This window comes from Pseudomonas cichorii (assembly GCF_003700275.1).
In the GTDB taxonomy this organism is placed as follows: Bacteria; Pseudomonadota; Gammaproteobacteria; order Pseudomonadales; family Pseudomonadaceae; genus Aquipseudomonas; species Aquipseudomonas cichorii_B.
Map to the genome: position 1 here is coordinate 1 of NZ_RBRE01000017.1, position 25,413 is coordinate 25,413.

Genomic DNA, 25,413 nt, shown 5'->3' on the forward strand with positions numbered 1-25,413 from the left:
CGCGGCTTTGCCGTGGTAGCCGATGAAGTGCGTAGCCTGGCATCGCGCACTCGTCAGGCCACCGACGAGATCTCCGGCATGATCGCCAGCATCCAGCAGCAGACCGGCAACGCCATCAGCACCATGCAGCAGGGCAACGTCCTGATGCAGGAAGGCCTGTCGCGTAACGCCAAGGTTGCCGCTGCACTGGCCCAGATCGACGAACAAAGCCGCTCCGCCGGTCACCAGTTCGCGGCGATCACTACCGCCACGCAAGAGCAGAGCAGCACCGCGACCATGCTCAGCAGCAACCTGCAAAGCATCGCCATGGCCAACAGCGAACAGCGCGAAGTGGTGTCCAACCTGGCAATCACCGCCGAAGAGCTCAACTCGCTGGCATCTGAATTGCGCCTGGAAGTTGACCGCTTCCGCTGATACCTGAAAGCGCGTCAGGACCTGCAAGAGCCCCGGCTCGCCTCTTCATGACATGTTCATCAAGAGGCAACCGGGGCTTTTTCATGCCTGTAACAAGCTCAGGCCGCCATCAACCTGCGGGCTGAGTCTTGAAGCGGCTGCGACCGTACAGCACGGCAATCGCCAGCAATGCAACCGCCTGCGCGCTGAGCGAATAGGCATCGGCGTGAATCCCCAGCCAGTCGAACTCGAAGAACGGCACTGGCCGGGTGCCAAAGATACCGGCTTCCTGCAGCGCCTTGACGCCATGCCCGGCGAATACCACCGACAACGCACACAGCAGCGCAGCGTTGATCCCGAAGAACAACGACAACGGCAGTTTTGCCGAACCACGCAGGATCACCCAGGCCAGCCCGACCAGCAGCACCAGCGCCGTGGCGCCCCCGGCCAATACCGCGTTGTGCCCGGCGGGACCGGCCTGCAGCCACAGGGTTTCGTAAAACAGAATGACCTCGAACAACTCGCGATAAACCGAGAAGAACGCCAGCACGGCGAAACCGAAACGCCCACCGCCGCCGACCAGACTGCTTTTCACGTAATCCTGCCAGGCCGCAGCATGGCGACGATCATGCATCCAGACGCCCAGCCACAACACCATGACGCTGGCAAACAACGCCGTCGCGCCTTCCAGCAGTTCACGCTGGGCGCCGCTGACATCAATCACGTAAGCCGCCAGCGCCCAGGTCGCCAGGCCGGCCAACAGCGCCAGCCCCCAACCGACGTTGACGCTACGCACTGCCGATTGCTGACCGGTGTTGCGCAGGAAAGCCAGGATCGCCGCCAGCACCAGAATCGCTTCCAGCCCTTCGCGCAGCAGAATCAGCAGGCCGGAAATGTAGCTCAGGGAAACACTCAGGCCATCGCTGCCCAGCAGGTCGGCGGACGCCTTGAGCCTGGCCTTGGCCACTTCCAGCTTCTGCGCCGCCTGCGCCAGCGGCAGACCGTCCTGCAAGGACTGCCGGTAAGCCATCAGCGCCTTTTCAGTGTCCTTGCGTACGTTGGCATCGACGTTGTCCAGCGAGCTTTCGACCAGCTCGAAGCCTTCCAGATACGCGGCAACCGACAGGTCGTAAGCCTGTTCATGATCGCCGGCAGCGTAGGCCGCCAGACTCTTGTCCAGCGTGGTGCCGGTGTAGTCGAGCAGTTGCGCCGGGCCGCGCTGGACCTGCGGCGGTTGTGCCCGCTGGGCACGGAAGGTCGCGGCAGCCTCAGGGCCTTCTGCGGCACTGACTTCCGCTGGAGTCTGGCGAGCCAGATCGGCGAGATTGAAAGTCTTGGCCGGCGTACTCAGCGGCTGCGCACTGAAACCGGCAATGTAGGTGGCGATATCCCAACGCTGGCGATCATCCAGCTGGTCGGCAAACGCTGGCATATCGGTGCCGGTTACCCCAAGCCCGAGGGTGTTGTAGATATCGTAGAGACTCAGGCGATCCAGCCGCGCCGCATCCCGCAGATTGGCGGGTGGCGGTGTCAGGCCAATGCCTGCCGGACCATCGCCCGCGCCGGCATCGCCATGGCAGACCGAGCAATTCTGCGCATACAACGGCGCGCCCCGCGCCGGATCAGGCGTAATGACCGGTGCCTGGCTGACTTCATAGGCCACCGCCAGCTTCGCTCCCAACTGACGAGCCTGGCGAGCGACCAGCGCACCATCCTGGCGCTGGTTCACGGCGTCCTGCAGAGCGGCGATGCCCTGCTCCAGCGATTCACGTTCCGCACGCTGTGGCAGGGTGACGATCAGGCCCTGCAAGGCACCGAGAAACTCCACCTGCTCCCGATACTCAGACTCATCAATGACTTTGCCGTCCGCCACCGTGGCCGGGTAATCGGCGCCAATATAGTCCAGCAGATGCAGCGCCTGGGCGGCGCCATCGACGGGGTCGGCCAACAGGATGGAACTGCCCAGCGCAAGCAGGGGCAGCAACAGCCAGGCCATGAAACGGGAACGCGAAGGCATGGGTAAATCTCGACAGGAATGCAATGCGCTGCATTGTTCCCTTCCCTCTGCCTCGACTCAATACTCGGCCCGCATATTTGTGACAAAACATTACTAACAGCTTGAAGCTGAACAGCAGGCTCGCCGTAACGCAATCGCACCCAATGACATCAAAATGACATTGCAAGCCCGAACACGAAGCCTATAATCGCCCGGCTTTTTCGAGACACATACTTATGTAGCACCTTGCTGCATGTCCAAACGGACTTAATTAGCCCTTCCCGGCTATCGATTGACGGAAATAATCCCATGCCCCTGCGTTTCTTGACCGTGCTGGCGCTGATCGCCTCTGTCCAGCTGGCCGGTTGCTCCGTGTTCCGCAGCTATGACTCGGAGTTGAAGGAAACCAGCCAGCAACTGTCTGGCGGCAATGTCGATGCTGCCCTGGGCACCCTGGAAAAGAACAACCAGGGCGAAGACAAAGACCTGCTCTATTACTTCGAGAAAGGCGAACTGCTGCGCTCCAAGGGTGATTTCGCCGGTAGCCAGGCCGCCTGGCGTACAGCCGATCAGGTCGTATTCCGGTGGGAAGAATCGGTCAAGCTCGACACCGACAAATACCTCGCCCAGTTCGGCAGCTTCCTGATCAACGACAAGGTGCGTCGCTACGAAGGCTATGACTATGAAAAGGTCATGCTGACCACGCAGATGGCGCTCAACCTGCTGGGCCAGAATGACTTCGACGGCGCCCGCAGCGAAATCAAGAAAACCCATGAACGGGAAGCGGTGATCGCCGACCTGCGCGACAAGGAATACCTCAAGAGCGAACAGGCCGCCGAAAGCAAAGGCATGAAAACCCGGTTCATCGACCTCAAGGGTTACCCGGTCGAGTCGCTGGATGCCCCGGAAGTCGTCGCTCTGAAAAACAGTTACCAGAGTGCGTTCAGCCATTATCTGGCCGGTTTCGTCTACGAAGCGCTGGGGGAAAAAGACCTCGCGGCGCCGGGCTATCGCAAGGCTGCCGAATTGCGCCCCAATACCCCATTGCTGGAAAAGTCCCTGGCCGACCTTGATGCCGCCGCCAGCAAGGATGGCAACAGCGAAGTATTGTTGGTGGTCCAGAGCGGCTTCGCTCCGGCGCGTGACTCGGTGAATATTCCATTGCCACTGCCGATCAGCGGCAATCTGGTCATCACCCCGCTGTCGTTCCCGGTCATCAAGCCCGATACCGGCACCCCGGTATTCAACCAGATCAGCCTGGATGGCCAGCCGCTCAACCTGACGCTGCTCAACAGCACCACCGACATGTCACGCCGTGCCCTGCGCGACGACATGCCGGGCATCATCCTGCGCACCACGGTGCGTGCCATCAGCCGTGGCGTGGCGCAGAAGCAGATCAACGACGTCAATCCGCTGGCCGGCCTGGCCCTCGGTATCGCCTCGGCGATTACCGAAGGCGCCGACACCCGCACCTGGCGCACCCTGCCGGACAACACGCTGGTGGCGCGACTGCGCCTGACCCAGGGCAAGCATCAGGTCGTATTGCCCAGCGCTCTGGGCGGTACCCACGTCGAGGTAAACGTCGATCAGCGCTATCAGGTCGTCACTCTGCGTGCGCTGGGCAATCAGGTCTTCACCAATGGCCTCGCCGCTCATGTCATTCCAACGAATGTTCCGCAAGCCCTTGCCACTACCAAACAACCCTGAACGGAGATACCCCATGCGTATCAAGATCTTCGGCGCGCTGGCCCTTGCCCTGCTCGCAGGCTGCGCGACACCGCCACCTCCGGCACCGGGCAGCGCTGCCAGCAAGGTAGTAGTGCTGGGCGACAAGGACAACATTGAAGTCGGCGCCATCCGTGTGGCTCGCGAAAACGGCTTCCTGACCGTCAAGGTCCAGTTGACCAACACCAGCAGCCGTAACAGGACGATGTACTACCGCTTCGCCTGGCTGGGTAACGACGGTTTCCCTGTCGCGGACGAGGAAAGCTGGAAAAGCCTGATGCTCTACGGCACGCAAGGCACCACCCTGCCAGCTATCGCGCCGGTTCCGCAGGCCACCGATTTCCGCATTGAAATCAACACGCCTTGATCCGCTCCCTGCCCAGCTCAGCCAAAAAGAGTCCAGACATGCTGCTTATCCGCATTTGCTCCATCGCCGCCGTCGCCCTTCTGGCCAGCGGTTGCGCCAATAACTCTCCGGTTCTTGGCAGCAAGAACATCAGCTACGGCGACACCAAGGCCGTGGAAACGATTACCAACGAATTCGGCTCCACCGACCTGCACATGATCGCCGAGAGCATGACCCGCTCCCTGGCGCAGTCCGGCATCCTGCAGGGTCGTCCGGTGGTTCAGGTCTACGACGTGAAGAACAAGACCAGCGAGTACATCGACACTCGCGAAATCACCACCTCCATCAAGACCCAACTGATGAAGAGCGGCGTGGCCCGCTTCGCCAGCGACAACACGGCCATGCAGAACCAGGTCGATCAGTTGAAGCTGCAGAACCAGAGCGGCCTGTACAAGCAGAGCACCGTCGCCAAGACCGGCAACATGATCGCGGCCAAGTATCGTCTGGAAGGCTCGATCAGCTCCATCGTCAAGCGCAGTGAGGATTACAAGGACGTCTTCTATAAATTCAGCCTGCAATTGATCGACGTCGAGAGCGGTCTGTCCGAGTGGATGGACGAGAAAGAAATCCGCAAGACCACGGAGCGTTAAGTGATGCGTGCATGGATTGGCATTATCGGCATGGCCTGCGCCTTCGCCGCGCAGGCAGCGCCAAAAATCGCAGTGACCGGCATGGCCTATCAGGAACGTGTGGAGCAATACATCCACACCGTTTCGGCGCACAGCAACTCGAAGTCGAGTTACTACAGCGAAAGTGGCTCGTCGAGCTATGAAGAGTACGAAGCACGCACCAGCTACATCGAACAGAGCGAGCTGCAGAAATTCAGTGGCGACATCAAGGGCGAGATACTCAAGTCCGGGCTGTTCCAGCTGGTGCAGGGCACGCCCTACAAGACCGGCGCGAAAGAAGACGTCTACGACGTCATCGCCCGCATCAAGAGCGGCAGCTTCAAGGGCGCTGACTACGTATTGTTCGGCACCCTGTCGGACATCGACTTCCGTCAGGACGTGGGCGAGATTGCCAATACCGACAGCTATTCGGCAATCATGGGGCTGACCGTCGTCGGCGACTTCAGCCTGATCAACACCCGCACCTACGAAATCACCTCGGCGTTTACTGCCATGGGTGAAGCGCAGGACACCAAGCTGGTCAACAGCCGCGACGTTAAGATCACCCTTAACCGCGGTCGTGTGGTGCGTGATGCATCAAAGTCGATCGGTGTCGATGTAGCGCGTCAGCTACGCGAGCAACTGCGCGGCGAAGTGGAATACACCGGCCAGAGCACGCCACAGAATCTGCCAAGGGATGAAGCACCGCGAATCCTGCGCTAAGTACGCCCCCGTCGCAGATCCGCGTAGTAAGCAAATTCATTCGCGAGAGGCCGGTAAAGCCGATAAATCCTTACCGGTCGCCTCACGTTTGAAGATTTCAGGCGCGATGCAAAGTCGCCAGAAAACCCGCAGCACCGACGAACAGGCTGGCAAAGGTACGGTTCAGACGACGTTGCTGCTTTGGCGTTTTCAGCAGGCGCAGGACCCGGGACGCCAGCCCGGTATAGCCGGCCATCACGATCGAATCCACTGCCACCATGGTCAACGCGATGATCACGTACTGCGCCAGCAGAGGTTCGGCGGGATCAATGAACTGCGGCAGGATCGCCAGCATGAACACCAGCGCCTTGGGGTTGCTGATGTTGACCAGGAAACCGCGAAACACCAGGCTCAGCGGCTTGCCGATGGGACGAATGGCCGACTCATCGGACAGGTCGCCAGGCAGCGCCCGCCATTGCTTGATGCCCAGGTAAACCAGATAGGCCACGCCAAACCATTTGATCAGGTTGAAGGCCAGCTCGGAGGCACCCAATACCGCGCCCAGACCAGCCGCGACAATCGCGATCTGCGCCACCAGCGCGATTTGCAGGCCCAGCGCATTCCAGTAGCCGCGCCAGAAACCGTATTGCAGGCCACAGGACATCGACGCAATCGCGCCGGCCCCGGGCGAAAGACTGATAATCCAGCAAGCGGCAAAGAAAGCCAGCCACGTTTCGAGCGCCATCACACACCTCAAGCCCAGCAAATCCAATGACCGCTAACTTAGTGCCTAACGTGAATGATGACTAATTATTTCTGCTCGCCCAGCGGCTTTTCAACAATCATCTGCGGAATCACATCGCTGCCACGCCAGCGGCGAACGGCCTTCTGAAAGAACTGGCTGTTCGGTACCTGCACCAGCGCACCACCCGCCTCGGGCATTTCGATCAAGGTAGTGAACATCAGGTTGATCGCCACGACCCGGCCTTTGACGCCCGGCTTGTCCAGGGTATCGACCAGTTCGACCACATCGCCGATGCGGAAAGGGCCGATGGTGAAGATCAGGATCGCGCAGAGCAGGTTGGAGAGCACACTCCACATGGCGAAGAACGCCACGGCCGCTACCGCGACAAAACCCGACAGCGCGGTCCACAGCACGGTAGCCGAAACACCGAGCCGGCCCAGTACGACAACGAACGCGCTGCCCATGATCAACCAGCGCAAGCCGCCCCTGACCGGCACAAGCAACTCTGGCGGCAGCGGATAACGCTCGCCAAGCCCGGTCAGAAAACGCCCTATCAAGCGCTGTAAAACGTAACCCGCCAGCAGGATCAACAGGATCTGTATGCCCAGCCAGAGCGGCTCGATCCAATAGGCCGTCAGTGGCAACCCGAAAAATTCCATCGACTCCTCACTTCTCTTACGACAATGCTTCCAGTTCGGCCTGCATTGTCTCCAGCAGTTCCAGCGCTTCCATCCACGACTCTTCCAGCTCGGCCTCACGCGCCTTCAGCCTGGCCTGTTCGGCCAGCAGATCGCGCAGCTTGTCCTTGCTGGCCGCTTCGTAGTTGGCACTGTCGGCCAGTGCCGCTTCGACCTTGGCAAGTTTCTCGTGCAGGGTTCCCAGCTCTCGTTCGAGCTTGTCGGCTTCACGCTTGTGCGGAGCCAGTTGCTGCCTCAAGGCTGCCGCTTGCTGGCGCTGGGCTTTCTTGTCGGTCTTGTCGGCATTGACCGGCGTGTTGCTGACCGGCGCATTGCGCAGGCGGTAATCGGCCAGCCAGCGCGTGTAGTCGTCCAGGTCGCCATCGAACTCCTGCACGCAACCGTCGGCCACCAGCAGGAAGTCATCGGTAGTGCTTTTGAGCAAATGACGATCGTGGGAAACCACCAGTACCGCGCCACTGAATTCCTGCAGGGCCATGGTCAACGCCAGGCGCATCTCCAGATCCAGATGGTTGGTCGGTTCGTCGAGCAGCAACAGGTTGGGTTTTTCCCAGGCAATCAGGGCCAGCGCCAGACGCGCCTTTTCGCCACCGGAGAAATTCACTACAGGCTCATCCAGGCGCGCGCCACGGAAATCGAAGCCGCCCAGGAAATCGCGCAAGGTTTGCTCACGCTCGGTAGGCGCCAGACGCTGCAAGTGCAGCAACGGGTTGGCCTTGGCATCCAGCGAGTCGAGCTGATGCTGGGCAAAATAGCCAACCGTAAGGTTCTCGCCGCGCACCAGACGCCCACTCAGTGGTTCAAGCTCGCCTGCGAGATTCTTGATCAGGGTCGACTTGCCCGCACCGTTGGGGCCGAGCAGACCGATCCGCGCACCCGGCGTCAGTTGCAGCTTGACCTTCTCCAGGATGGTCTTGTCGCCATACCCCAGACGCGCTTCGGACAAGTCCAGCAACGGGCTGGAGATCTTGTCGGACTCACGGAAAACGAAGTTGAACGGCGAGTCCACATGCGCGGCGGACAGCTCTTCCATGCGCTCAAGTGCCTTGATCCGGCTCTGGGCCTGGCGAGCCTTGGTGGCCTGGGCCTTGAAGCGTGCGATGTATTTTTCCATGTGCGCACGCTGCACCTGCTGCTTCTCGTAGGCCTGTTGCTGCTGGGCCAGTCGTTCGGCGCGGGCACGCTCGAAAGCGCTGTAGCCGCCACGGTAAAGCGTGATCTTGCGCTGCTCGACGTGGGCGATGTGATCGACCACCGCGTCGAGGAAGTCACGGTCGTGGGAAATCAGCAGCAAGGTGCCGGGATAACTCTTGAGCCAGTCTTCCAGCCACAGGATGGCGTCGAGATCCAGGTGGTTGGTCGGTTCATCGAGCAACAACAGATCCGAAGGACACATCAGCGCTTGCGCCAGGTTCAGGCGCATCCGCCAGCCGCCGGAGAAGCTGCCGACCGGACGTTCCATCTGCTCGTTGGTGAAACCCAGACCGGCGAGCAATTTGCGGGCGCGGGCATCGGCGGTATAACCGTCGGCGCTGTCGAGCTCCGCATGCAGGCGCGCCTGGGCCGCTCCGTCCTGAGCCGCTTCGGCTTCGGCAAGCAGACGCTGAACCTCGCGCAGGTGCAGGTCGCCGTCCAGAACGTAGTCCACGCCCAGCCGTTCAAGGGTATCGACCTCTTGACGCATGTGCGCGATACGCCAATCGGCAGGCAGCAGGCAATCGCCGGAGTCGGGCGTCAACTCGCCGCGCAACAAGGCAAAGAGGCTGGATTTACCGGCGCCGTTGGCACCGATCAGGCCGGCTTTCTGGCCGGCGTGCAGGGTCAGCTCGGCGTCTTCTAGCAGACGTTGCGGACCACGCTGTAAGGTAAGGCTTTGAAGTCGAATCATAATGGCGGCGGAGTCTACCAGCTTCGTCTCAAACAGGTAGATCACTATGCCTTCTGACCTTTGGAGTTTCACCCTCGATTTCTATGCAAGGCCCGGTGTCGAGGAAGCCTGTTTGCGCCTGCAAGGCAACGGGGCCAACGTGTGCATGCTGCTGTGTGGCGTCTGGCTGGGCAAGCGTGGCGTCAAATGCGATACGCAGCGATTACAGGAAATCGGACAGTTGGCGACGCCATGGCACGATGAAGTGGTGCGTCCCTTGCGCGAGCTGCGCAGCCAATGGCGCAGCGCAGCCCAATTCGATGCCTCGTTGGGCTCGTTGCGTGAGCGCGTGAAAGCACTGGAACTGGAAGCCGAGCAGACATTGCTTGAAAGGTTGCAGGCACTGACTCAGGACTGGTCAGGCGAAGGTGCGGATGATTTGCCCAACTGGCTGCAAGGACTGGCCGCAGAAGCCGCCGATAAGGACCGCGACGCGCTGCATGTGCTGCGCGTCGCGGCGGATCAAACCACTAACCGGACTTAGGAAGCGCTGGTTGGCGTAGCGCCATTGGCTGGCGATGCAGCAACTGGCGCGGCGGCCGCAGCAGGTGCTGGAGCAGGCTTGGCAGCAGGCGTCGGCGTTGCCGGCTTGGCGGCGGTCGGCTTGGCAACTGCCGGTTTTGCAGCAGGTTTAGCCGCCGTCTTTGCCGCTGGCCTGGCAGCAGGTTTCGCTGCAACCTTGGCTGGCGCTTTCGCTGCTGGCTTGGCCGCGCTTGCCGCAGCAGGTTTGGCCGCTGCAGTTTTAGCCGCTGGCTTGACCGCAGCTTTTGCCGCTGCCGGCTTGGCGGCCGCAGTTTTAGCTGGCGCTTTTACCGGTGCCTTGGCGGCTGCTGGTTTGGCGGCAGTTGCCCGTGCGGTAGTCGGCGCTTTCGCGGCGGCTGGCTTGGCCGCTGGTTTTGCGGCAGGTTTGGCAGCGGCAGATGCAGCTTTGGCAACCGGTTTGGCTGCAGGCTTGGCGGCAGCTTTGGCAGGGCCCTTGGCAACTGGCGCTTTTGCTACGGCTTTGCTTGCAGCAGGAGTCTTGGCTGGCGTCGCTGGTTTGGCAGCGCGGGAGGTCAGCACCTTGCTGACGGCTTCCTTGACGCGACCAACACCCTGGGCAAGCTTCAGGCTCTCTTGTGCATCACGCTTGAGTTGCAGAATGTAGGTGCGGGTTTCGGTCTGGCGATCCTTGAGTGCGTCGAGCAAGTCTTCCAGCTCGGCTACGGCACTCTTGGCCTTGGTTTGGGCCTTGGACTTGCCGGCAGTGGCAGCGTCCTGCAGTTTGGTGCGGGACTTGTGCAGTTTTTCCTGCGCTTTACCACGTTGTTTTTCGAGCTTGGCGAGCAGTTTCTCGGCATCGGACAAGGCTTGGGAGCAGGCGTCTTCCAGATGTTCGAGCAAGCTGCCCGAAAGTTGTTGGAGCAAATGCAATGGAGTGTTTACTGGCTTCTTTTTGGCCGACATGACTTACCTCCTGGCTGACGAAATTGCGGCCCATACTAGACCTCTGTCCGAAGCGCCGCTAGGGCATCTTGACAGCGTAAGGTGCACCCTGTTGCATACGACAACAAATGATTAACGCAACTGTTGCGGGAGCAATACGAAATTCACTTGCCCAGAGCCATCACGGCACGCCCTTGCACTGGCATAATCGCTGACTTCCCAGGCCGGAGAGCATTCATGTCGCGCTACCTGTTAACGTCGTTGTTCTTCTTGCTACCCCTGGCACACGCCAGCGAAACCGCTCCGGGGAAAGACTCCCATGATCTGGCTTACAGCCTGGGCGCAAGCCTGGGTGAGCGCCTGCATCAGGAGGTTCCTGACCTGGACCTGACGGCACTGATGGAAGGGTTGAAGCAGGCCTACCAGGGCAAGCCTCTGGCACTCAAACAAGAGCGCATCGATCAGATTCTTAGAGAGCATGACGCGGCCCTGACGCAAGCCGAAGCATCAGGCACCGACGCACAGAGCGAAGCGGCGCTGAGTGCGGAGCGGCGCTTCATGGACAGCGAAAAAGCCAAGCCCGGCGTGAAGACCCTGGCCGACGGCATTCTGATGACCGAGCTGACCGCAGGGACCGGCCCCAAGCCTGAAGCCAATGGCCGGGTAGAAGTACGCTATATCGGACGCCTGCCCGACGGCACGATCTTCGATCAAAGCACCCAGCCGCAATGGTTCCGGCTCGACAGCGTGATCAGTGGCTGGACCACGGCCCTGCAAGGGATGCCGGTAGGCGCAAAATGGCGGCTGGTGATTCCTTCGGCGCAGGCGTATGGCGCTGAAGGCGCAGGCGACCTGATCGATCCGTTCACACCGCTGGTGTTTGAAATCGAGCTGGTCGCTGTTTCGCAATAAGCCGACACCGAACGCAGATCCAGAAATGCAAAAGGGTGCAAAAGCACCCTTGGCAATACACACGTTTCGACAACAACAAGGATGACTCAGGCCTGGGAAGTGGCCTCTTCCTTGTGCGAGGTGTGCAGGACTTCGATCAGGCAATCTTCCAGCTCGAAGCGCTCATGCAACAAGCCACCGAGTTTCTTGAACTCGTTGGCAAAGCCTGCGCCATCCGAGCAATCGCCTTTCTCGCAGCGGTCATTGAACGCCAGCGCAAGCTTGGTAATACCTTCCAGGCGCGGGTAGATCGTATCGGCCAGCTCAAGCCCGCGCTCATCGTTGAACGCCTGGGCCTCGCTGTTCAGTTGTTCATAGATCTCGAAGTGACCCGCTGAAACGTAGTCGACCAGAATTTCACAAAATTTCAGCAGCGCGTCACGATCTGCGGCTAGCAACTCTGGCGTATCGCCGAGAGCGTCATAGGCGCGAATCAGTTCATGACGGTCCTGTAACCAGCGGTCAATCAACAGATTGACACCACCCCAGCGTTCCTGAGCATTCCGACAACTTTCCAGCATGATGTTCTCTCTTCCCTTAAGGGGCATGCGGTCCTGTGCTGGCCTTACAGTATCGCAAGAACCTAGCCTGATGAAAGCGTCAGGACAGCATACTCCCAATGACGCGTGCGGCTCAGATTATGCCCGCACGGCAAGGCCATCAAGGTACGCAGGAGAGAAAGTTCATACAAGCGTTTAATACCCTTCGTTGCCACCGGGTGACATCCAGCGGCGTAACTCACTGAAAAGTGGGTATAACGCCAGAAAGCCCAGAATCAGAAAAGCCAGCAGACTCCACTCGGGAAGCGTGATGCCGAACAGCGACCAGTTGATTTCGGCGCACACATAGGCATCGCTTCGCAGGCGCTCGTTCCCGCCATCGCGAGACAGGGCATCGAGCAGATGTTCATAGCGATTGAAGATCGGGGCCAGCTCTTCGGCAGATGCCGTCTGCAGCCAGATCTGGATACCGGCCCCCAATGCGCCCAGCAGCGCCAGCAACAACAGGAATACGCAATAGCGACGCCAGCCGGCTGCCTGGGGAGCATGGATGAACGCCACCAGACAAAGCAGGCCACATCCGATGATGATTGCGCGCTGAAAGAAGCACAGTGCGCAAGGAGGCAATCCGAACGCTTTCTGCAGGTAGATGGCAGTACCAAGGATCAGTGCACTTGCGATGAATGCCAGGAAGAACAAGGAACGCGTGCGGGCCAGATGCATGGCAAATCCGTAACGATAAAACGAAGATAGTTACGGTAGAGGAAAGCACGCCGCGCTATCAAGGCGGCAAAGGGCGGATGTTTCGCTGTTTACATCGGAAATAAAACACCAGACAAAGAAGATTCCTTACTGGCGCACGTAGGAACAATCCAGGCCATCCTTAAGCAAAAGTGGATTCGCTGAATTGACCACGTATTACAGGCTGAAAGCCCTGAAACAGGGCTTTCAATCACCTGTTTCAGATGCTGCTCAGTGCCGGAAGCGGACGAGCCAGAAAACGCTCATCGAGCATTCCAAGGCCTTCCTGGAACAACTGATTGCTGCGATCGGTTTCACCCAGCTGGGCCAGCAGCCGGGCCAGCTCGGCACAGGTTTCCGGATTGCGCTGCAAACGCAGGCTGCTTTCCAGATAGTCACGCGCCTTGCCCCACAGACGGGCTTGCAGACAAATGCGTCCCAGGCTCAGCAGCAGGCTCGGATCTTCAGGGTGATGCTTGAGCCAGCCTTCGGCCGCCTGCAACTGTTTCGACTCGTCGCTGCCACGGACCAGCCCGTAGAGCCTGGCCAGATGGCTGTTGTAGTCCTTCTTGAGCGCAGTGCGCAGCACCTCTTCAGCCTGGGCGTCGGCACCCAGACGGCGCAACTGCTCGGCATAGGCCAGCACCAGTTGCGGTTCCTGGCGCTGGGCAGAACTCAGGCCCTTCCAGGCTTTTTCCAGCGAAGGCAGGCCGGTCAAGGCGCCATCGCCTTCCTCGCGATAAGCCGCCAGGGTCAGGTTCTCGCCCCAGGCGCGACGCTCCAGCTCGGCCAGTTCCCTGGGCGGCAACACCTTGTCCTTGCGCAGCTCGGGCATCAACCGGATCAGCTCGGACCAATCGCCCCGTTGCTGATAAAGACGTTGCAACTGGCGCAACACCTGCGGGTTGTGCGGATGCCGTTCATGCATGGCCTGCAGGGTGCTCAGCGCACCGTCGGTATCGCCACGATCCTGTTGCAGTTGTGCATGGCTCAGGGCAATCGCCAGCTCAGCCTGGGGCTGACGCTCAAGCGCACGCTCCAGCAGGCTGTCACTCTCGTCATAGCGGCCTTGCTCGTTGGCGGCCCGCGCTGCCCCCAGGTAATACAGGAGCGGCTGGGGATCCGACTCGGCGGCGCGATGCAGATGACGCTGCGCGCTGGCCCAGCGGCCCTCGGCAAGATCCATCTGGCCTTGCTCGATAGCCAGTTGCACCCGACGGCTGCGATTGCGCCGCGACCATGGATTGACCACGCCACCGGAAGTGGCGAGCAGGGTGATCAGAGTCCGGACAACGAAAACCAGCAGCAGGAGTGCCACGAACAGGCCAAGGGTCGCCCACAGGCTCGATTCATAACGGAAGTTCTGATAAGCGATCAACACATAGCCGGAGTGTTCGGCAATGGCGATGCCTATCAAGGCTGCCACGGCGATGGCGATACACAGCAACAGGTAGACGCGCTTCATGGGCTGGTCCCCGCATGGCGACGCTCAAGGTAGGCCTGCACGGCACTCAGGCTCTGCGCCAGGTCCGGCGTCACCACCGAAACCGGTTGCTTGATCAGCGTATCCAGACGCTCGCCGATCACCTTGCTTTGCGGCTCATCCTGATTGAAGTTGGCCAGCAGAACCGCCTTGGCCTCCAGCAGAGCCTGGGTGTACACCTTCGGTTCGCCATTGAGTGCGGCCCATTGCGCCTGTTCCAGCGCCAGGCTCAGAGCCAGACGGACCTGCGCCAGACTCTGGCCGGCCAGTACCGGACGAATGTCTTCGTCGGCATTGAAGTCGACGCGGAAGTAATGGGAAATATGGTTCCACCAGCGGGACCAGTAGCTGTCGTCGTTCTTGTCGGTGGCCAGGCCCAACAGCGGCTCGCCCTTGTCTTCATATTCGGGAGCCAGCCTGTTGAGCTGTACCGACTGGTCGCGCAGGGCGGCCAGTTGCAGGAACAGCCCGGTACGATCCGGCTGTTCGACACTGCGCAGGGCGGCAAGACTTTTGGCCAGTTGCTCGCGAGCGGCGAACGAACCCGGATCATCCTGTTCGCGCAGGATTTCATCGGCGCCCTGTACCAGCGCCTGGGCACTGTTGATGTCCTGCAACGCCGACAGACGCAGGCTGGCCAGACGCAACAGGTGTTCGGCTTCGGCCAGACGCCAGTCCTTGCGGCTCGCGCCCAGTACCGTTTCCAGACGCTGGCTCAGACGCTGCTGATCGCCCTGTAATTGAGCAACCAGGCGACGGCTGTCTTCCAGCTGGTCGGCAGGCGGAAACTGCGCAAGGCGGGCGCTCAGTTGCTGGTCGTTCTGGGTCAGGACCAGCGTCTGCTCGGCAATATTCTCGACCTGCCCTCGCTGCTGCAAATGACCGGCCTGCAACATACGCAGTTGCCATACTCCCCAACCGGCGACGGCAACGCCTGCAACCCCAAGCAGCAAGGCCAGGATCACCAGACCATTGCTGCGATTACCCGAGCGCACCGGGCGCACTGGATCGGCTGTGGATGTCGATGTTTTCAACACCGATTCTTCATCTTTTGGCAAGGCTGTTTCGCTCACGTATCCATCCTTTGCATTTGGGCGTAGTAGCGTAAACGACAACTCGTCGATCAATACGCCTTGACGACAGGCTGAGGCTGATCCCGCAACGCGGCCAGCAATGCCGCAGCGTTGGCGCCACGACAATCAACCACAGTTTGAGCCCCGGCGGCACGCGCCATTTCGGCGACCCGGGGACTCGGTACGAATAAAGGCAAGGCGGCCAGTTTCGGCCAGTCATCGCCTGCTAACTGAAGCAGATGTTCAAAACCCTGCCCACTGCTGACCACCAGCCCGTTCAAGCGTTCCGATTCGACGCGCTGTGAAAGGGTCGAAAGCGGATACTGTGGCAGAAAACGACGGTACAGCGGCAGGTATTCGACACCGACACCTTGCCCGCGCAGACGCTCGGCCAACAGTTCGCGGCCTTCGTCGCCACGCATGATCAGCACACGGCTGCCCGGTACGGCAATGGCTTGCTGCAGACGCGGCAGATCGAGCAAGGCTTCGCTGTCATCGCCCTGCTCGGGCCAGCTCACGCCGATCAAACCATAATCCAGGAGAATCTGCCCGGTCGCCGCTCCCACGCTGAACCAGGGCTGGATCGGCGGTTGCGGCCATATTTCATCGACCAGTTCCAGCCCCAGGCGGGCCGCAGGCTTGCTGACCACAATCACCGCGCTATAGAGATGCAGGTCGAAAATCTTCGAGCGCTGTTCGGCAGTAACCGGCAACGGTTCGATTTCAAGCAAAGGCAGACTGCTGCTGAACACGCCGGTTTCGGCCAGCACGCTGGCCAGCGCTGCCGACTCTTCGGTCGGCCGGGTCAGCAGCAGGCGCCAGTTGCTCATTCTTTCCCGGCCTCGCCATACACAGCCTGCAGAATCCTGCCGGCGCCCTGCGCCAGCAAGTCTTCAGCGACCTGCACACCCAGCTCGCGAGCCGATGCCTGCGACGCCCGGCCCTCGGCGTGCAACAGCAGGCTGCCTGCCGGATCGCCCACCAGCCCGCGCAGCCAGATCTGGTCGCCTTCAAGCACGGCGTAGCAGGCAATAGGCACCTGGCAGCCACCATTGAGGTGCTTGTTCAACGACCGTTCGGCAATCACCCGCACCGCCGTGTCGTCATGATGCAATGGCGCAAGCAGGGCGTGAATTTCGGTATCGACGCTGCGGCATTCGATCCCTACGGCGCCTTGGCCACCGGCCGGCAGGCTGTCATCGACGCTGATGGCCGAGGTGATGCGCTCTTCAAAGCCGAGGCGGATCAGGCCGGCAGCGGCCAGAATGATCGCGTCGTACTCTCCGGCATCCAGTTTGGCCAGCCGGGTATTGACGTTGCCGCGCAGGAACTGGATTTTCAGGTCCGGGCGGCGCGCCAGCAATTGAGCCTGGCGGCGCAGGCTGGAAGTGCCGACGATGCTGCCGGCCGGCAATTGCTCCAGGCTGGCGAAGGTGTTGGAAACAAATGCATCGCGCGGGTCTTCACGCTCGCAGATGCAGAACAGTCCCAGACCTGGTGGGAAGTCCATCGGCACGTCTTTCATCGAGTGCACGGCGATATCGGCTTCGTTTTCCAGAAGAGCGGTTTCCAGCTCTTTGACAAACAGGCCCTTGCCGCCGATTTTCGACAGCGGTGAGTCGAGCAGTTTGTCACCGCGACTGACCATCGGCACCAGCGTCACGATCAACCCGGGATGGGCCTGCTCAAGCCGGGCTTTGACATACTCGGCCTGCCAGAGGGCCAGCGCACTTTTACGGGTGGCAATGCGGATTTCGCGAGAGGACATGAATCAATCCGTGCTTGGTAGATGCGACGGATAATAACAGCACAACCGGAACGACTTCAGCGCTGACTCGAAAAGTAAAATCGGCTTCATGATCCGGATCAACGAAAAAGCAGTGGCTAATACGCGACTGGCTTGAAATCGGGGCACCTGGCAAGCACCCCCACACCGGTGACTATCTGCAGCCACTATTCATGCCTAAAGCTGTTGCATCATCTTGCGAACCCCGGCGACATGCCGACGGCTGACGATCAAGGCATCGCCATTGAGGCCCTTGAGGAACAACTGGAAATGCCCCAGTGGCGTGCGCTGCAAACGCTCGATCCGTTCGCGGGCCACCAGCGCATTGCGGTGGATGCGCACGAAGCGGTCACCGAACTCGTCTTCCAGCGCCTTGAGCGGCTCGTCCAGCAATACTTCGCCGCCGTCATGACGCAAGGTGACGTACTTGTGGTCGGCAATGAAAAAGATCACCTGATCCAGCGGGATCAGCTCAATGCCTTTGCGGGTACGCGCACTGATATGGCTGCGCGGACCGTTGCCACTCTCGGCAGCCGGACGAGTCATCGCTGCCAACTGCACGCGATTGGGTCGCTCGGCTTTTCTCAGCGCCTCGACAAGATTCTCGGGGCGCACAGGTTTGACCAGATAACCGACGGCACTGACCTGAAAGGCATCCAGTGCAAATTCGTCGTGCGCGGTACAAAAGACCACAGCAGGCGGTGTTTCCCGCTCGCACAGTTTCGCCGCGACCTGAAGACCGTCGAGACCCGGCATGCGGATATCGAGCAGCACGACATCTGGCTTGAGGTTTTCTATCAGCGCCAAAGCTTCTTCGCCATTGGTAGCGCTGGGTTCAAGTACCCTGTAACCCTCGATTTCACCGACCAATCGGCTTAGTCGCTCGCGGGCCAGGGGTTCGTCATCAACGATCAGGACATTCATATTGCTCTGGCTTCCTGCGTGAGTCTCGCACAAGGATAGCGTAGACAGGTGTAGTGACGACCGTCACGGCGCTCCACGCTCAGACTGGCGTGCGGGCCAAAAAGTGCCGTAATGCGTGCACCTATATTCAACAGGGCCTGTTGAGTACCGTTGGAAGTCTGCCGTGTGGCAACTTCTTCATAGGGATTGCTGACACACAATATGAACTCCCCCCCTTCATAGTTTGCCTCGACTGTAACCACGCCCCCTTCGATACGCGGGGCAATGCCATAATTCAAAGCGTTTTCCAGCAATGGCTGCAAGGTCAACTGGGGAATGGGCAAATCATCCGGAATTGCGCTCACCCTCCAGTCCAACTGTAGACGTTCGCCGAGACGATATTGCTCAATCGACAAATATCGTTTCGCCAGGGCCAGTTCCTCATGCCATGTGACCAGGGTTCCGGGCTTGGCAAGGCTGGCGCGAAAGAGGTCCGAAAGATCCAGGACAGCCTGCTCGGCCTTGACCGGATTACTGGCCACCAGGCTGGCAATACTGTTGAGCGTATTGAACAGAAAATGCGGACGAATCCGTGCCTGAAGCGATTCGATCCTGGCCCGCAGTTCACCTTGCTGCTGCTTGCGCCACTGACTCTGCAGATAAAAGTAGCGCAGCATCAGCGCAGACATGATCAACGCGATCAACGAGTAACGGATGTAGCGCTCGACTGTGCCGCCCGCTGCAATCCGGCCCAGTTGGCAGGCATCCATCACCGCCGTACATACCAAGGTTAGTCCGACTACCAGCAAACAGCTCAGAATTCCGGCCACGCCTGCCGGCAGGCGCGCCAACCAGGGGCGCAAAGCGCACAGAAGAGCGGCCGACAGCAGGACGATCCACTGTACGAACAACGACATCAGCGCCAGGCATTCCCAATCGAAAGCCGGGCGCATGGGTTCGAGCAGCACAATGACCAGCACCAGCAGCTCGGCCAGAACGACGAGCACCAGCAAGGTCTGTGGCAGGCACAGTTCAGGCAGGAAGAAGTCTTTGCCGGGATCGGCTTTGACTTTGGGGTCAACAGGGTCTTTTCGCATAGGCCCAGTCTCGGCCCTGGCGTCGTCAGCGACAAGCCACCCGAGAATAAAAAAGCAACAACCTGTTATCATCGCCCGAGCCCTTGTGTCATCAACCGGGCACGCCACTTTCAGCAGAGCAACGAGCGAATTCATGAGCACCGACAAGACCAATCAGTCCTGGGGCGGCCGCTTCAGTGAGCCCGTCGACGCCTTCGTCGCGCGCTTCACCGCCTCCGTCACCTTCGATCAACGCCTGTATCGCCACGACATCATGGGCTCCATCGCCCACGCAACGATGCTGGCTCACGTCGGCGTTCTGACCGAAGCCGAACGCGACACCATCATCGATGGCCTGAAAACCATCCAGAGCGAGATCGAAGCCGGCAGTTTCGAGTGGCGCGTCGACCTGGAAGACGTGCACATGAACATCGAGGCGCGTCTGACCGACCGCATCGGCATCACTGGCAAGAAACTGCACACCGGCCGTAGCCGCAACGATCAGGTCGCTACCGATATCCGTCTGTGGCTGCGTGACGAGATCGACCTGATCCTGAGCGAAATCACCCGCCTGCAACAAGGCCTGCTGGAGCAGGCAGGCCGTGAATCCGACACCATCATGCCGGGCTTCACTCACCTGCAGACTGCACAGCCGGTGACGTTCGGTCACCACATGCTGGCCTGGTTCGAGATGCTCAGCCGCGATTACGAGCGTCTGGTCGATTGCCGCAAGCGCCTGAACCGCATGCCGCTGGGCAGCGCTGCGCTGGCGGGCACCACTTACCCGATCGACCGCGAAATGACCTGCAAACTGCTGGGCTTCGACGCGGTGGGCGGCAACTCTCTGGACGGCGTCTCGGATCGTGACTTCGCCATCGAGTTCTGCTCTGCAGCTTCGGTGGCGATGATGCACCTGTCGCGCTTCTCCGAAGAGCTGGTGCTCTGGACCAGCGCCCAGTTCCAGTTCATCGACCTCCCGGACCGCTTCTGCACCGGCAGTTCGATCATGCCGCAGAAGAAGAACCCGGACGTACCGGAACTGGTTCGCGGCAAGAGCGGCCGTGTTTTCGGCGCACTGATGGGCCTGCTGACCCTGATGAAAGGCCAGCCGCTGGCCTACAACAAGGACAACCAGGAAGACAAGGAGCCGCTGTTCGACGCAGCCGACACCTTGCGCGACTCGCTGCGCGCCTTCGCCGACATGATCCCGGCCATCAAGCCCAGACATGCCATCATGCGCGAGGCGGCCTTGCGTGGTTTCTCCACTGCCACCGACCTGGCCGACTATCTGGTACGCCGTGGCCTGCCGTTCCGTGACTGCCACGAAATCGTGGGCCATGCCGTGAAGTACGGCGTGGAAAGCGGCAAGGACCTGGCGGAAATGAGCCTGGAAGAACTGCGTAAATTCAGCGATCAGATCGAGCAGGACGTGTTCGCCGTACTGACTCTGGAAGGCTCGGTGAATGCGCGTAACCACATTGGCGGTACCGCTCCGGAGCAAGTCCGGGCGGCTGTCGTTCGTGGGCAGGCACTGCTGGCCAGTCGTTAAATAAACACGGGCAGTTCAACCCGTGTGAGAGCGGATTTATCCGCGAAGGATTCTTCGCGAATAAATTCGCTCACAGCCTGTCGCAATTACCCTGCCTTACGCCCCACTGCCTGCACACGCGCCAGAAATGCTGGCAACTCGGCCTGCTTGTCAGCGGCTACCCGCTGCACGTTCGGATTGAGCGCCAGACGCTCAAGCAGCGCCCGTGCTCCGGGCATATCCTGCAACAGATCCAGGTCGAACAACTTTTCCCCTACTTGCTGGGCAAGATCAACGCTGTAGAGAAAGTACAGATCCGCCAGCGTGAACTTCTCACCCGCCACATAAGGTGCGAAACGCCCACGCTGGGCAAGGGCCGTAAAGCCTTTGATCAGATCGCGGCGCGCCTTGACCTTGAGCTGTTCGGGCGTAGGCCGCCCACCAAAGAACGCCTCGACATAACACACCCGCGCTGGCAGTTCGATATACAGCTCGATTTCCTTGGCCAGGGTCCAGACCTGGGCGCGGGAGAATGCGTCTTCGGGAAGCAGCTTCGGGCCAGGCTGGGTTTCTTCGATGTACCGCAGAATGACATCTGTTTCGCTGATGAAACCCTTTCCGGTTTCCAGTATCGGCACCTTGCCTCGAGCGCTGATCGCCAAAACCTCCGGATTCTGGCAGCCATGTAGCGCAACGACTTCAAAGGGCAGTTGTTTCTCCAGTAGTGCCAGTTTGACCATATTGAAATAGTTGCTGGCAGCAAAACCATAGAGTTTCAGCATCGTCGGCCTCCTTGACCTTGTGGTTATCGATGGCGGTACTTTTATATATTTTTCTATTAATGTCAGTGAGTTAAGGTAACCCCACGCAACTTAAAGACCGTTCTGACAGGCAACTCCAACCGAACCTGACACTGCTCGGGTAAAAGAAATCCAGTTAAACTGCTGGCCTTAACCGAGGATTCACCATGACCGACCCAATCGATAATGATGAAGAAGAGTTCACTGCATCGACCCTGATCGAAGCGATCGAAAACCAGATCGAGGCTGATAACCCGCCAGCCGCCAAGGCCACCTACAACAAGCTGACGCTGGTCGGTTATGAGCGCGAAGACATCCTCGAGCTGATGGCCCACGTACTGGCAATCGAGATCGACTCGATGCTTGAAGAAGACCGGCCATTCAATACCCAGTGGTATGAAACCGCCCTGCGCGCCTTGCCGGAACTGCCGCCGGAAGCCTGATTTCCAGGACGCGGCAAGAGAATGCTGCAAAAGATCCAGCGACTGGCTACACTGCAAAAGCCCCTCTGCCGCTAAATTCCGGGGGCTTTCATGCAAGCTGGCGTTAACGGTCATACAGAACCGACGTGCAAAACAGCCTTGTCGATTCTGTCCCTCCTCCAAGCCAGCGAAGCGTATTCCTACAAAAGTCTGGAGTCCCTATGTCGTATACCCCTGAGCTGGTTGCCGAACTGGAAATCCTCGCACTGTTCAACCTGGGCAATACCCAGGAAGGCCTCAAAGTCCACCATGTGGCGGCCCCGACAGCGATTGCGGCTGCACAAAGACTCTTTGAAAAAGGACTCACGACTCAAGTCGATGGAGGCTATCTGACCAGCCTTGGACTGGAAGCCGCCAAGCACGCCCAGTCACTGTTGACCATCCTGAACGTCTCCGAAGAAGCGGCCTGAAAAACCGCCGGGCCTGCCAGCGCAAACAAATAGGTGCAGCAGGCCCTCCATTTATGGGAATGTAAGCCGATAGAAAACCGGCGCCAGAATAATATCCCGACCGTTCATGCATCCTCTCGGCAGTAGTCTTCTTCGCCCTCCGCTCACTATTTCCACGCCTGCGCAGGCTGCTGCTTGAGTTGCGATGACGCGTAATCTTGAAATTCGCCCCGACCTGGATGAGGGCATCGACCGCAAGGTACTCAGCCAGCTACGTAACCGCTTCCTGACTCTCAATGACGGGCGGTATGCGCGCGCCATGGAAGGGCTGTCGACCCGCCAGCAGAGCGTCCTGACGCTGCTGCCGCTGTGCTTTCATGTCAATCATCCGCTGTTGCCCGGTTATGTATCCGGCAGCACGCCAGCGGGGGTATCGCATTACGAACCCGACGCCCAGGCCCTGGCAGAAGCACAACGGCTGACCCGTTCCTTTTCCTATAAAGCCCGCCACGGCAATCCGCCACAGCCTATTCACGGCCTGTTCCTGATGGGCAGCCTCGGCACGCTGGCGCAGGCCGAGCAAAGCGATATGGACGTCTGGGTCTGTCACGACTCGGAGCTTTCCCCCGATGCCATCGCAGAGCTGCGCAAGAAGTGCCAGGCCCTGGAAGCCTGGGCAGCGTCCATGGGCGCCGAAGCGCATTTCTTCCTGATCGACCCGCAGCGCTTCCGAACCGGGGATCGCGATACCCAGCTCAGCTCCGACGATTGCGGCACAAGCCAGCACTATCTATTGCTGGACGAGTTCTACCGCACCGCCATCTGGCTCGCGGGGCGTACCCCGATGTGGTGGCTGGTGCCGGTCTATGAAGAAGAGCGCTATGCCGAGTACACCCACACGCTGCTGTCCAAGCGTTTCATCCGCGCCGACGAAGTACTCGACCTGGGTCCAATGACTCACATTCCGCCGGGAGAATTCATCGGCGCAGGACTGTGGCAACTGTTCAAGGGCATCGAATCGCCCTACAAGTCCGTGCTCAAGCTGCTGCTGATCGAGGTTTATTCCAGCGAACACCCCAGCGTCCAGTGCCTGAGCCTGCGCTTCAAACAGGCGGTGTTCGCCAACCAGCTGGATCTGGACGAGCTGGATCCGTACATGGTCGTGTATCACCGGATCGAAGAGCATCTGCAGGCGCGCAACGAAGTTGAGCGTCTGGCGCTGGTACGCCGCAGTCTGTATCTGAAGGTCAACAAGAAACTCACCGGTCCGGCCCGCCAGCGCAGCAATAGCTGGCAGCGCCTGTTGCTGGAGCGCCTGACCCGCGAATGGGGCTGGGATGAGCGCCAATTGGCGTTGCTCGACAGCCGCAGCCAGTGGAAGGTCAGACAGGTCGCCCACGAGCGGCGGGCGTTGGTCAACGAGCTGAATTACAGCTATCGCTTTCTGGTGCAGTTCGCCCGCCTGCAAAACGCCCCCAACGCGATCACCGCCCGCGACGTAAGCGTCCTGGGCCGACGCCTGTATGCCGCGTTCGAGCGCAAGGCCGGCAAGGTCGAGTTCATCAATCCCGGCATCGCCCCGGACCTGGCCGAGGACACTCTGACGCTGGTGAACTCGCCCAACAAGCGCGAACCGGGGAAAAACCAGTGGGCCTTGTACAACGGCAATCTGGGTGCACATGAGTGGCAGAACTTCTCGCCGATCAAGCGCAGCCGGGAATTGCTCGAACTGCTGACCTGGTGCCATCGCAACGGCGTGATCGACACCACCACCCGCCTGGCCCTGCACCCCGGCGCCAGCGATCTGAGCGAGCTTGAGCTGTTCAACCTGATGGGAGCCCTGCAGCAGACAATCCCGCTGCCCCTCAAGGACGTCAGCGACGAACACCTGCTCACTCCGAGCGTACCCAATGAAATACTGCTGCTGGTGAACGTGGGCGTCGACCCGCTCCGCCACCATCGCGAACTGAACATTCTGATGACGACCGAGCGCACCGACTCGCTCAGTTATGCCGGGGTCCGGGAAAATCTGGTCCTGACGCTGGATCAGGTCACCCTGAACAGCTGGAACGAAACACTGGTCAGCCGCTACGACGGCCCCCATGCCCTGCTCGACTGCCTGAGCGAACTGCTCAGCAACATGCCAGAAGGCCAGCCACACCCGCGCATCCGTGTGCGCTGCTTCTGCCACAACCGGGCCCCGGCCATCGCCCAGCGGGTCGAAGAGTTGATCAATACCGCGCAGTTACTGCTCGCCAGAAACCTCAATCATCGCTACCTGATCCAGGTGCAGCAGCAGTACCACGTACTGAAAATGATTCCCGGCCAGGTCGGCCATGTGGTGGTCAACAGCCTGCCAGGGCTGTTCAATTATCTGGGAGAGGAATCGCCCCGCTACAGCCCGCTGCACCTGGACCCGCAAGCCCTGGACGATCACGATCTGGCACTGATCCTGCCGTATGGGCAGCCGGAGTGCATCCAGGTTTTCTATCGGGTCAACGAGCCTGACGCCGACCTGTATGTACTCGACGAACACAATTCGCTCTGGCACCAGCGTTTGCCGTATCACGACGAACAGAGCCTGCTGATGCCCTTGCAGCGTTTCTTCCATTCGCTGGTTTATCGGCGCGGCGCATCGCTGCCACTGGATAACCCGGCAGAGCCGGTCCTGCTGGAAACCCTGTATTACCAGATACTGCCTTCCGGCGCAGGCCGCGCCCGGCGTATCGAGCCGCGCACCGCGCCGACTGCGGCAGACAAGCCGTTCTATGACGTGCAGGCGATTATCGAAGAAACCTCACCGGGACAGATCAACGCCACGCTGTATTGCGATAACAGCGAGTTTTCCGAACTGGAACATGGCGACCAACTGTTTGCCGTAGTCGCCCAGCAAATCCTCGACCGACGCCGGGAAACGCAGCGCTATCGCTGCTACATCACCGACCTCGACCTTTCCGGGCTGCTGGACGATGGCCACGGGCAAAGCATCCTGTTCCTGCGCTACAAGGCCGAACTGGAGAAATCGCTGAACGACGCGATGGATGAGTGTCAGAGGTAGCGAAAAAAGCTACAAGCG

25 protein-coding genes are annotated in these 25,413 nt (G+C 60.0%); 11 read left to right on the forward strand and 14 right to left on the reverse strand.

Annotated features, from left to right (window positions below; translation table 11 throughout):
* The coding region (locus tag ALQ04_RS04860) for a methyl-accepting chemotaxis protein (RefSeq protein WP_259644905.1) at positions 1–414 on the forward strand (414 nt) is incomplete at its 5' end.
* Between the two features lie 109 nt (positions 415–523).
* Here the strand turns inward: ALQ04_RS04860 and ALQ04_RS04865 are convergent.
* Positions 524–2,410 carry a cytochrome c/FTR1 family iron permease gene (locus tag ALQ04_RS04865; protein ID WP_122314729.1) on the reverse strand — a complete coding sequence of 629 codons (1,887 nt, stop codon included), beginning with the start codon at positions 2,408–2,410 and terminating at the stop codon, positions 524–526.
* A gap of 288 nt (positions 2,411–2,698) precedes the next feature.
* Here ALQ04_RS04865 and ALQ04_RS04870 point away from each other — a divergent pair, with 288 nt between their 5' ends.
* The 4 genes from ALQ04_RS04870 to ALQ04_RS04885 are packed head-to-tail and all read left to right on the forward strand — an operon-like array spanning position 2,699 to position 5,851.
* Positions 2,699–4,096: a COG3014 family protein gene (locus ALQ04_RS04870; RefSeq protein ID WP_122314730.1), complete on the forward strand. Its 1,398-nt coding sequence runs from the start codon at positions 2,699–2,701 to the stop codon at positions 4,094–4,096.
* A 13-nt stretch (positions 4,097–4,109) separates the two neighbouring features.
* The gene (locus ALQ04_RS04875) at positions 4,110–4,481 is read left to right on the forward strand and encodes a YcfL family protein (protein WP_122314731.1); all 372 of its coding nucleotides are present in this window, start codon (positions 4,110–4,112) and stop codon (positions 4,479–4,481) included.
* Between the two features lie 38 nt (positions 4,482–4,519).
* Positions 4,520–5,110 carry a penicillin-binding protein activator LpoB gene (lpoB, locus tag ALQ04_RS04880; protein ID WP_122314732.1) on the forward strand — a complete coding sequence of 197 codons (591 nt, stop codon included), beginning with the start codon at positions 4,520–4,522 and terminating at the stop codon, positions 5,108–5,110.
* A gap of 3 nt (positions 5,111–5,113) precedes the next feature.
* Positions 5,114–5,851 carry a penicillin-binding protein activator LpoB gene (locus ALQ04_RS04885; RefSeq protein WP_122314733.1) on the forward strand — a complete coding sequence of 246 codons (738 nt, stop codon included), beginning with the start codon at positions 5,114–5,116 and terminating at the stop codon, positions 5,849–5,851.
* A gap of 97 nt (positions 5,852–5,948) precedes the next feature.
* On the opposite strand, the gene ALQ04_RS04890 is transcribed toward ALQ04_RS04885, so the two are convergent.
* The 3 genes from ALQ04_RS04890 to ALQ04_RS04900 all read right to left on the reverse strand — a co-directional run bounded on the left by ALQ04_RS04890 (position 5,949) and on the right by ALQ04_RS04900 (position 9,161).
* The gene (locus tag ALQ04_RS04890; RefSeq protein WP_122314734.1) at positions 5,949–6,575 is read right to left on the reverse strand and encodes a LysE family transporter; all 627 of its coding nucleotides are present in this window, start codon (positions 6,573–6,575) and stop codon (positions 5,949–5,951) included.
* Between the two features lie 65 nt (positions 6,576–6,640).
* The gene (locus ALQ04_RS04895; RefSeq protein ID WP_122314735.1) at positions 6,641–7,234 is read right to left on the reverse strand and encodes a mechanosensitive ion channel family protein; all 594 of its coding nucleotides are present in this window, start codon (positions 7,232–7,234) and stop codon (positions 6,641–6,643) included.
* Between the two features lie 16 nt (positions 7,235–7,250).
* The gene (locus ALQ04_RS04900; protein ID WP_122314896.1) at positions 7,251–9,161 is read right to left on the reverse strand and encodes an ATP-binding cassette domain-containing protein; all 1,911 of its coding nucleotides are present in this window, start codon (positions 9,159–9,161) and stop codon (positions 7,251–7,253) included.
* A 46-nt stretch (positions 9,162–9,207) separates the two neighbouring features.
* Between ALQ04_RS04900 and ALQ04_RS04905 the strand changes: the two genes are divergently transcribed.
* Positions 9,208–9,684 (forward strand): TIGR02444 family protein, encoded by a 477-nt coding sequence (locus tag ALQ04_RS04905; protein WP_122314736.1) that lies wholly within the window; start codon positions 9,208–9,210, stop codon positions 9,682–9,684.
* Here the strand turns inward: ALQ04_RS04905 and ALQ04_RS04910 are convergent.
* Positions 9,681–10,646 (reverse strand): AlgP family protein, encoded by a 966-nt coding sequence (locus ALQ04_RS04910; RefSeq protein WP_122314737.1) that lies wholly within the window; start codon positions 10,644–10,646, stop codon positions 9,681–9,683. The genes ALQ04_RS04905 and ALQ04_RS04910 overlap by 4 nt on opposite strands.
* Before the next feature lie 216 nt (positions 10,647–10,862).
* Here ALQ04_RS04910 and ALQ04_RS04915 point away from each other — a divergent pair, with 216 nt between their 5' ends.
* Complete coding sequence (locus ALQ04_RS04915; protein WP_122314738.1) at positions 10,863–11,537, forward strand: FKBP-type peptidyl-prolyl cis-trans isomerase; 675 nt, start codon at positions 10,863–10,865, stop codon at positions 11,535–11,537.
* A gap of 86 nt (positions 11,538–11,623) precedes the next feature.
* Here the strand turns inward: ALQ04_RS04915 and rsd are convergent, their stop codons facing one another.
* The 8 genes from rsd to ALQ04_RS04960 form a co-directional block, all read right to left on the reverse strand.
* Positions 11,624–12,097, reverse strand: coding sequence for a sigma D regulator (rsd, locus tag ALQ04_RS04920; RefSeq protein ID WP_122314739.1), 474 nt, complete (start codon positions 12,095–12,097; stop codon positions 11,624–11,626).
* Between the two features lie 174 nt (positions 12,098–12,271).
* The gene (locus ALQ04_RS04930; protein WP_122314740.1) at positions 12,272–12,799 is read right to left on the reverse strand and encodes a disulfide bond formation protein B; all 528 of its coding nucleotides are present in this window, start codon (positions 12,797–12,799) and stop codon (positions 12,272–12,274) included.
* 238 nt (positions 12,800–13,037) lie between these two features.
* Entirely contained in the window at positions 13,038–14,282 is a 1,245-nt protein-coding gene (locus tag ALQ04_RS04935; protein WP_122314741.1) for a heme biosynthesis protein HemY, read from the reverse strand.
* Positions 14,279–15,373: a uroporphyrinogen-III C-methyltransferase gene (locus tag ALQ04_RS04940; protein WP_122314742.1), complete on the reverse strand. Its 1,095-nt coding sequence runs from the start codon at positions 15,371–15,373 to the stop codon at positions 14,279–14,281. Before ALQ04_RS04940 ends, ALQ04_RS04935 begins: the two co-directional genes overlap by 4 nt.
* Before the next feature lie 50 nt (positions 15,374–15,423).
* Positions 15,424–16,203 (reverse strand): uroporphyrinogen-III synthase, encoded by a 780-nt coding sequence (locus ALQ04_RS04945; RefSeq protein WP_122314743.1) that lies wholly within the window; start codon positions 16,201–16,203, stop codon positions 15,424–15,426.
* Positions 16,200–17,141: a hydroxymethylbilane synthase gene (gene hemC / locus ALQ04_RS04950; protein WP_122314744.1), complete on the reverse strand. Its 942-nt coding sequence runs from the start codon at positions 17,139–17,141 to the stop codon at positions 16,200–16,202. Before hemC ends, ALQ04_RS04945 begins: the two co-directional genes overlap by 4 nt.
* Before the next feature lie 195 nt (positions 17,142–17,336).
* Positions 17,337–18,083 carry a LytTR family DNA-binding domain-containing protein gene (locus tag ALQ04_RS04955; protein ID WP_122314745.1) on the reverse strand — a complete coding sequence of 249 codons (747 nt, stop codon included), beginning with the start codon at positions 18,081–18,083 and terminating at the stop codon, positions 17,337–17,339.
* Positions 18,080–19,159, reverse strand: coding sequence for a sensor histidine kinase (locus ALQ04_RS04960; RefSeq protein ID WP_122314746.1), 1,080 nt, complete (start codon positions 19,157–19,159; stop codon positions 18,080–18,082). Before ALQ04_RS04960 ends, ALQ04_RS04955 begins: the two co-directional genes overlap by 4 nt.
* Before the next feature lie 133 nt (positions 19,160–19,292).
* Between ALQ04_RS04960 and argH the strand changes: the two genes are divergently transcribed.
* Positions 19,293–20,687: an argininosuccinate lyase gene (gene argH, locus ALQ04_RS04965; protein ID WP_122314747.1), complete on the forward strand. Its 1,395-nt coding sequence runs from the start codon at positions 19,293–19,295 to the stop codon at positions 20,685–20,687.
* Between the two features lie 86 nt (positions 20,688–20,773).
* On the opposite strand, the gene ALQ04_RS04970 is transcribed toward argH, so the two are convergent.
* Positions 20,774–21,448, reverse strand: a complete 675-nt coding sequence (locus ALQ04_RS04970; RefSeq protein ID WP_122314748.1) for a glutathione S-transferase family protein — start codon at positions 21,446–21,448, stop codon at positions 20,774–20,776.
* A 185-nt stretch (positions 21,449–21,633) separates the two neighbouring features.
* Between ALQ04_RS04970 and ALQ04_RS04975 the strand changes: the two genes are divergently transcribed.
* From ALQ04_RS04975 to ALQ04_RS04985, 3 genes are all read left to right on the forward strand, one after another.
* Positions 21,634–21,909, forward strand: a complete 276-nt coding sequence (locus ALQ04_RS04975; RefSeq protein ID WP_122314749.1) for a hypothetical protein — start codon at positions 21,634–21,636, stop codon at positions 21,907–21,909.
* 200 nt (positions 21,910–22,109) lie between these two features.
* A complete protein-coding gene (locus ALQ04_RS04980) occupies positions 22,110–22,358 on the forward strand; it encodes a TIGR02647 family protein (protein WP_122314750.1) in 249 nt (82 codons plus the stop codon).
* 184 nt (positions 22,359–22,542) lie between these two features.
* Complete coding sequence (locus tag ALQ04_RS04985) at positions 22,543–25,395, forward strand: class I adenylate cyclase (RefSeq protein ID WP_122314751.1); 2,853 nt, start codon at positions 22,543–22,545, stop codon at positions 25,393–25,395.
* The last annotated feature ends 18 nt before the right edge of the window (positions 25,396–25,413 follow it).

What these genes read in the sequence shown, in the direction of transcription:
- hemC (WP_122314744.1), bottom strand. Translation starts at nt 17,141, where the DNA reads ATGTCCTCTCGCGAAATCCGCATTGCCACCCGTAAAAGTGCGCTGGCC.
- ALQ04_RS04955 (WP_122314745.1), bottom strand. Translation starts at nt 18,083, where the DNA reads ATGAATGTCCTGATCGTTGATGACGAACCCCTGGCCCGCGAGCGACTA.
- ALQ04_RS04905 (WP_122314736.1), top strand. Translation starts at nt 9,208, where the DNA reads ATGCCTTCTGACCTTTGGAGTTTCACCCTCGATTTCTATGCAAGGCCC.
- rsd (WP_122314739.1), bottom strand. Translation starts at nt 12,097, where the DNA reads ATGCTGGAAAGTTGTCGGAATGCTCAGGAACGCTGGGGTGGTGTCAAT.
- ALQ04_RS04875 (WP_122314731.1), top strand. Translation starts at nt 4,110, where the DNA reads ATGCGTATCAAGATCTTCGGCGCGCTGGCCCTTGCCCTGCTCGCAGGC.
- ALQ04_RS04930 (WP_122314740.1), bottom strand. Translation starts at nt 12,799, where the DNA reads ATGCATCTGGCCCGCACGCGTTCCTTGTTCTTCCTGGCATTCATCGCA.
- ALQ04_RS04910 (WP_122314737.1), bottom strand. Translation starts at nt 10,646, where the DNA reads ATGTCGGCCAAAAAGAAGCCAGTAAACACTCCATTGCATTTGCTCCAA.
- argH (WP_122314747.1), top strand. Translation starts at nt 19,293, where the DNA reads ATGAGCACCGACAAGACCAATCAGTCCTGGGGCGGCCGCTTCAGTGAG.
- ALQ04_RS04890 (WP_122314734.1), bottom strand. Translation starts at nt 6,575, where the DNA reads ATGGCGCTCGAAACGTGGCTGGCTTTCTTTGCCGCTTGCTGGATTATC.
- ALQ04_RS04915 (WP_122314738.1), top strand. Translation starts at nt 10,863, where the DNA reads ATGTCGCGCTACCTGTTAACGTCGTTGTTCTTCTTGCTACCCCTGGCA.
- ALQ04_RS04980 (WP_122314750.1), top strand. Translation starts at nt 22,110, where the DNA reads ATGTCGTATACCCCTGAGCTGGTTGCCGAACTGGAAATCCTCGCACTG.
- ALQ04_RS04870 (WP_122314730.1), top strand. Translation starts at nt 2,699, where the DNA reads ATGCCCCTGCGTTTCTTGACCGTGCTGGCGCTGATCGCCTCTGTCCAG.
- lpoB (WP_122314732.1), top strand. Translation starts at nt 4,520, where the DNA reads ATGCTGCTTATCCGCATTTGCTCCATCGCCGCCGTCGCCCTTCTGGCC.
- ALQ04_RS04885 (WP_122314733.1), top strand. Translation starts at nt 5,114, where the DNA reads ATGCGTGCATGGATTGGCATTATCGGCATGGCCTGCGCCTTCGCCGCG.
- ALQ04_RS04970 (WP_122314748.1), bottom strand. Translation starts at nt 21,448, where the DNA reads ATGCTGAAACTCTATGGTTTTGCTGCCAGCAACTATTTCAATATGGTC.
- ALQ04_RS04975 (WP_122314749.1), top strand. Translation starts at nt 21,634, where the DNA reads ATGACCGACCCAATCGATAATGATGAAGAAGAGTTCACTGCATCGACC.
- ALQ04_RS04985 (WP_122314751.1), top strand. Translation starts at nt 22,543, where the DNA reads ATGACGCGTAATCTTGAAATTCGCCCCGACCTGGATGAGGGCATCGAC.
- ALQ04_RS04960 (WP_122314746.1), bottom strand. Translation starts at nt 19,159, where the DNA reads ATGCGAAAAGACCCTGTTGACCCCAAAGTCAAAGCCGATCCCGGCAAA.
- ALQ04_RS04945 (WP_122314743.1), bottom strand. Translation starts at nt 16,203, where the DNA reads ATGAGCAACTGGCGCCTGCTGCTGACCCGGCCGACCGAAGAGTCGGCA.
- ALQ04_RS04865 (WP_122314729.1), bottom strand. Translation starts at nt 2,410, where the DNA reads ATGCCTTCGCGTTCCCGTTTCATGGCCTGGCTGTTGCTGCCCCTGCTT.
- ALQ04_RS04935 (WP_122314741.1), bottom strand. Translation starts at nt 14,282, where the DNA reads ATGAAGCGCGTCTACCTGTTGCTGTGTATCGCCATCGCCGTGGCAGCC.
- ALQ04_RS04900 (WP_122314896.1), bottom strand. Translation starts at nt 9,161, where the DNA reads ATGATTCGACTTCAAAGCCTTACCTTACAGCGTGGTCCGCAACGTCTG.
- ALQ04_RS04895 (WP_122314735.1), bottom strand. Translation starts at nt 7,234, where the DNA reads ATGGAATTTTTCGGGTTGCCACTGACGGCCTATTGGATCGAGCCGCTC.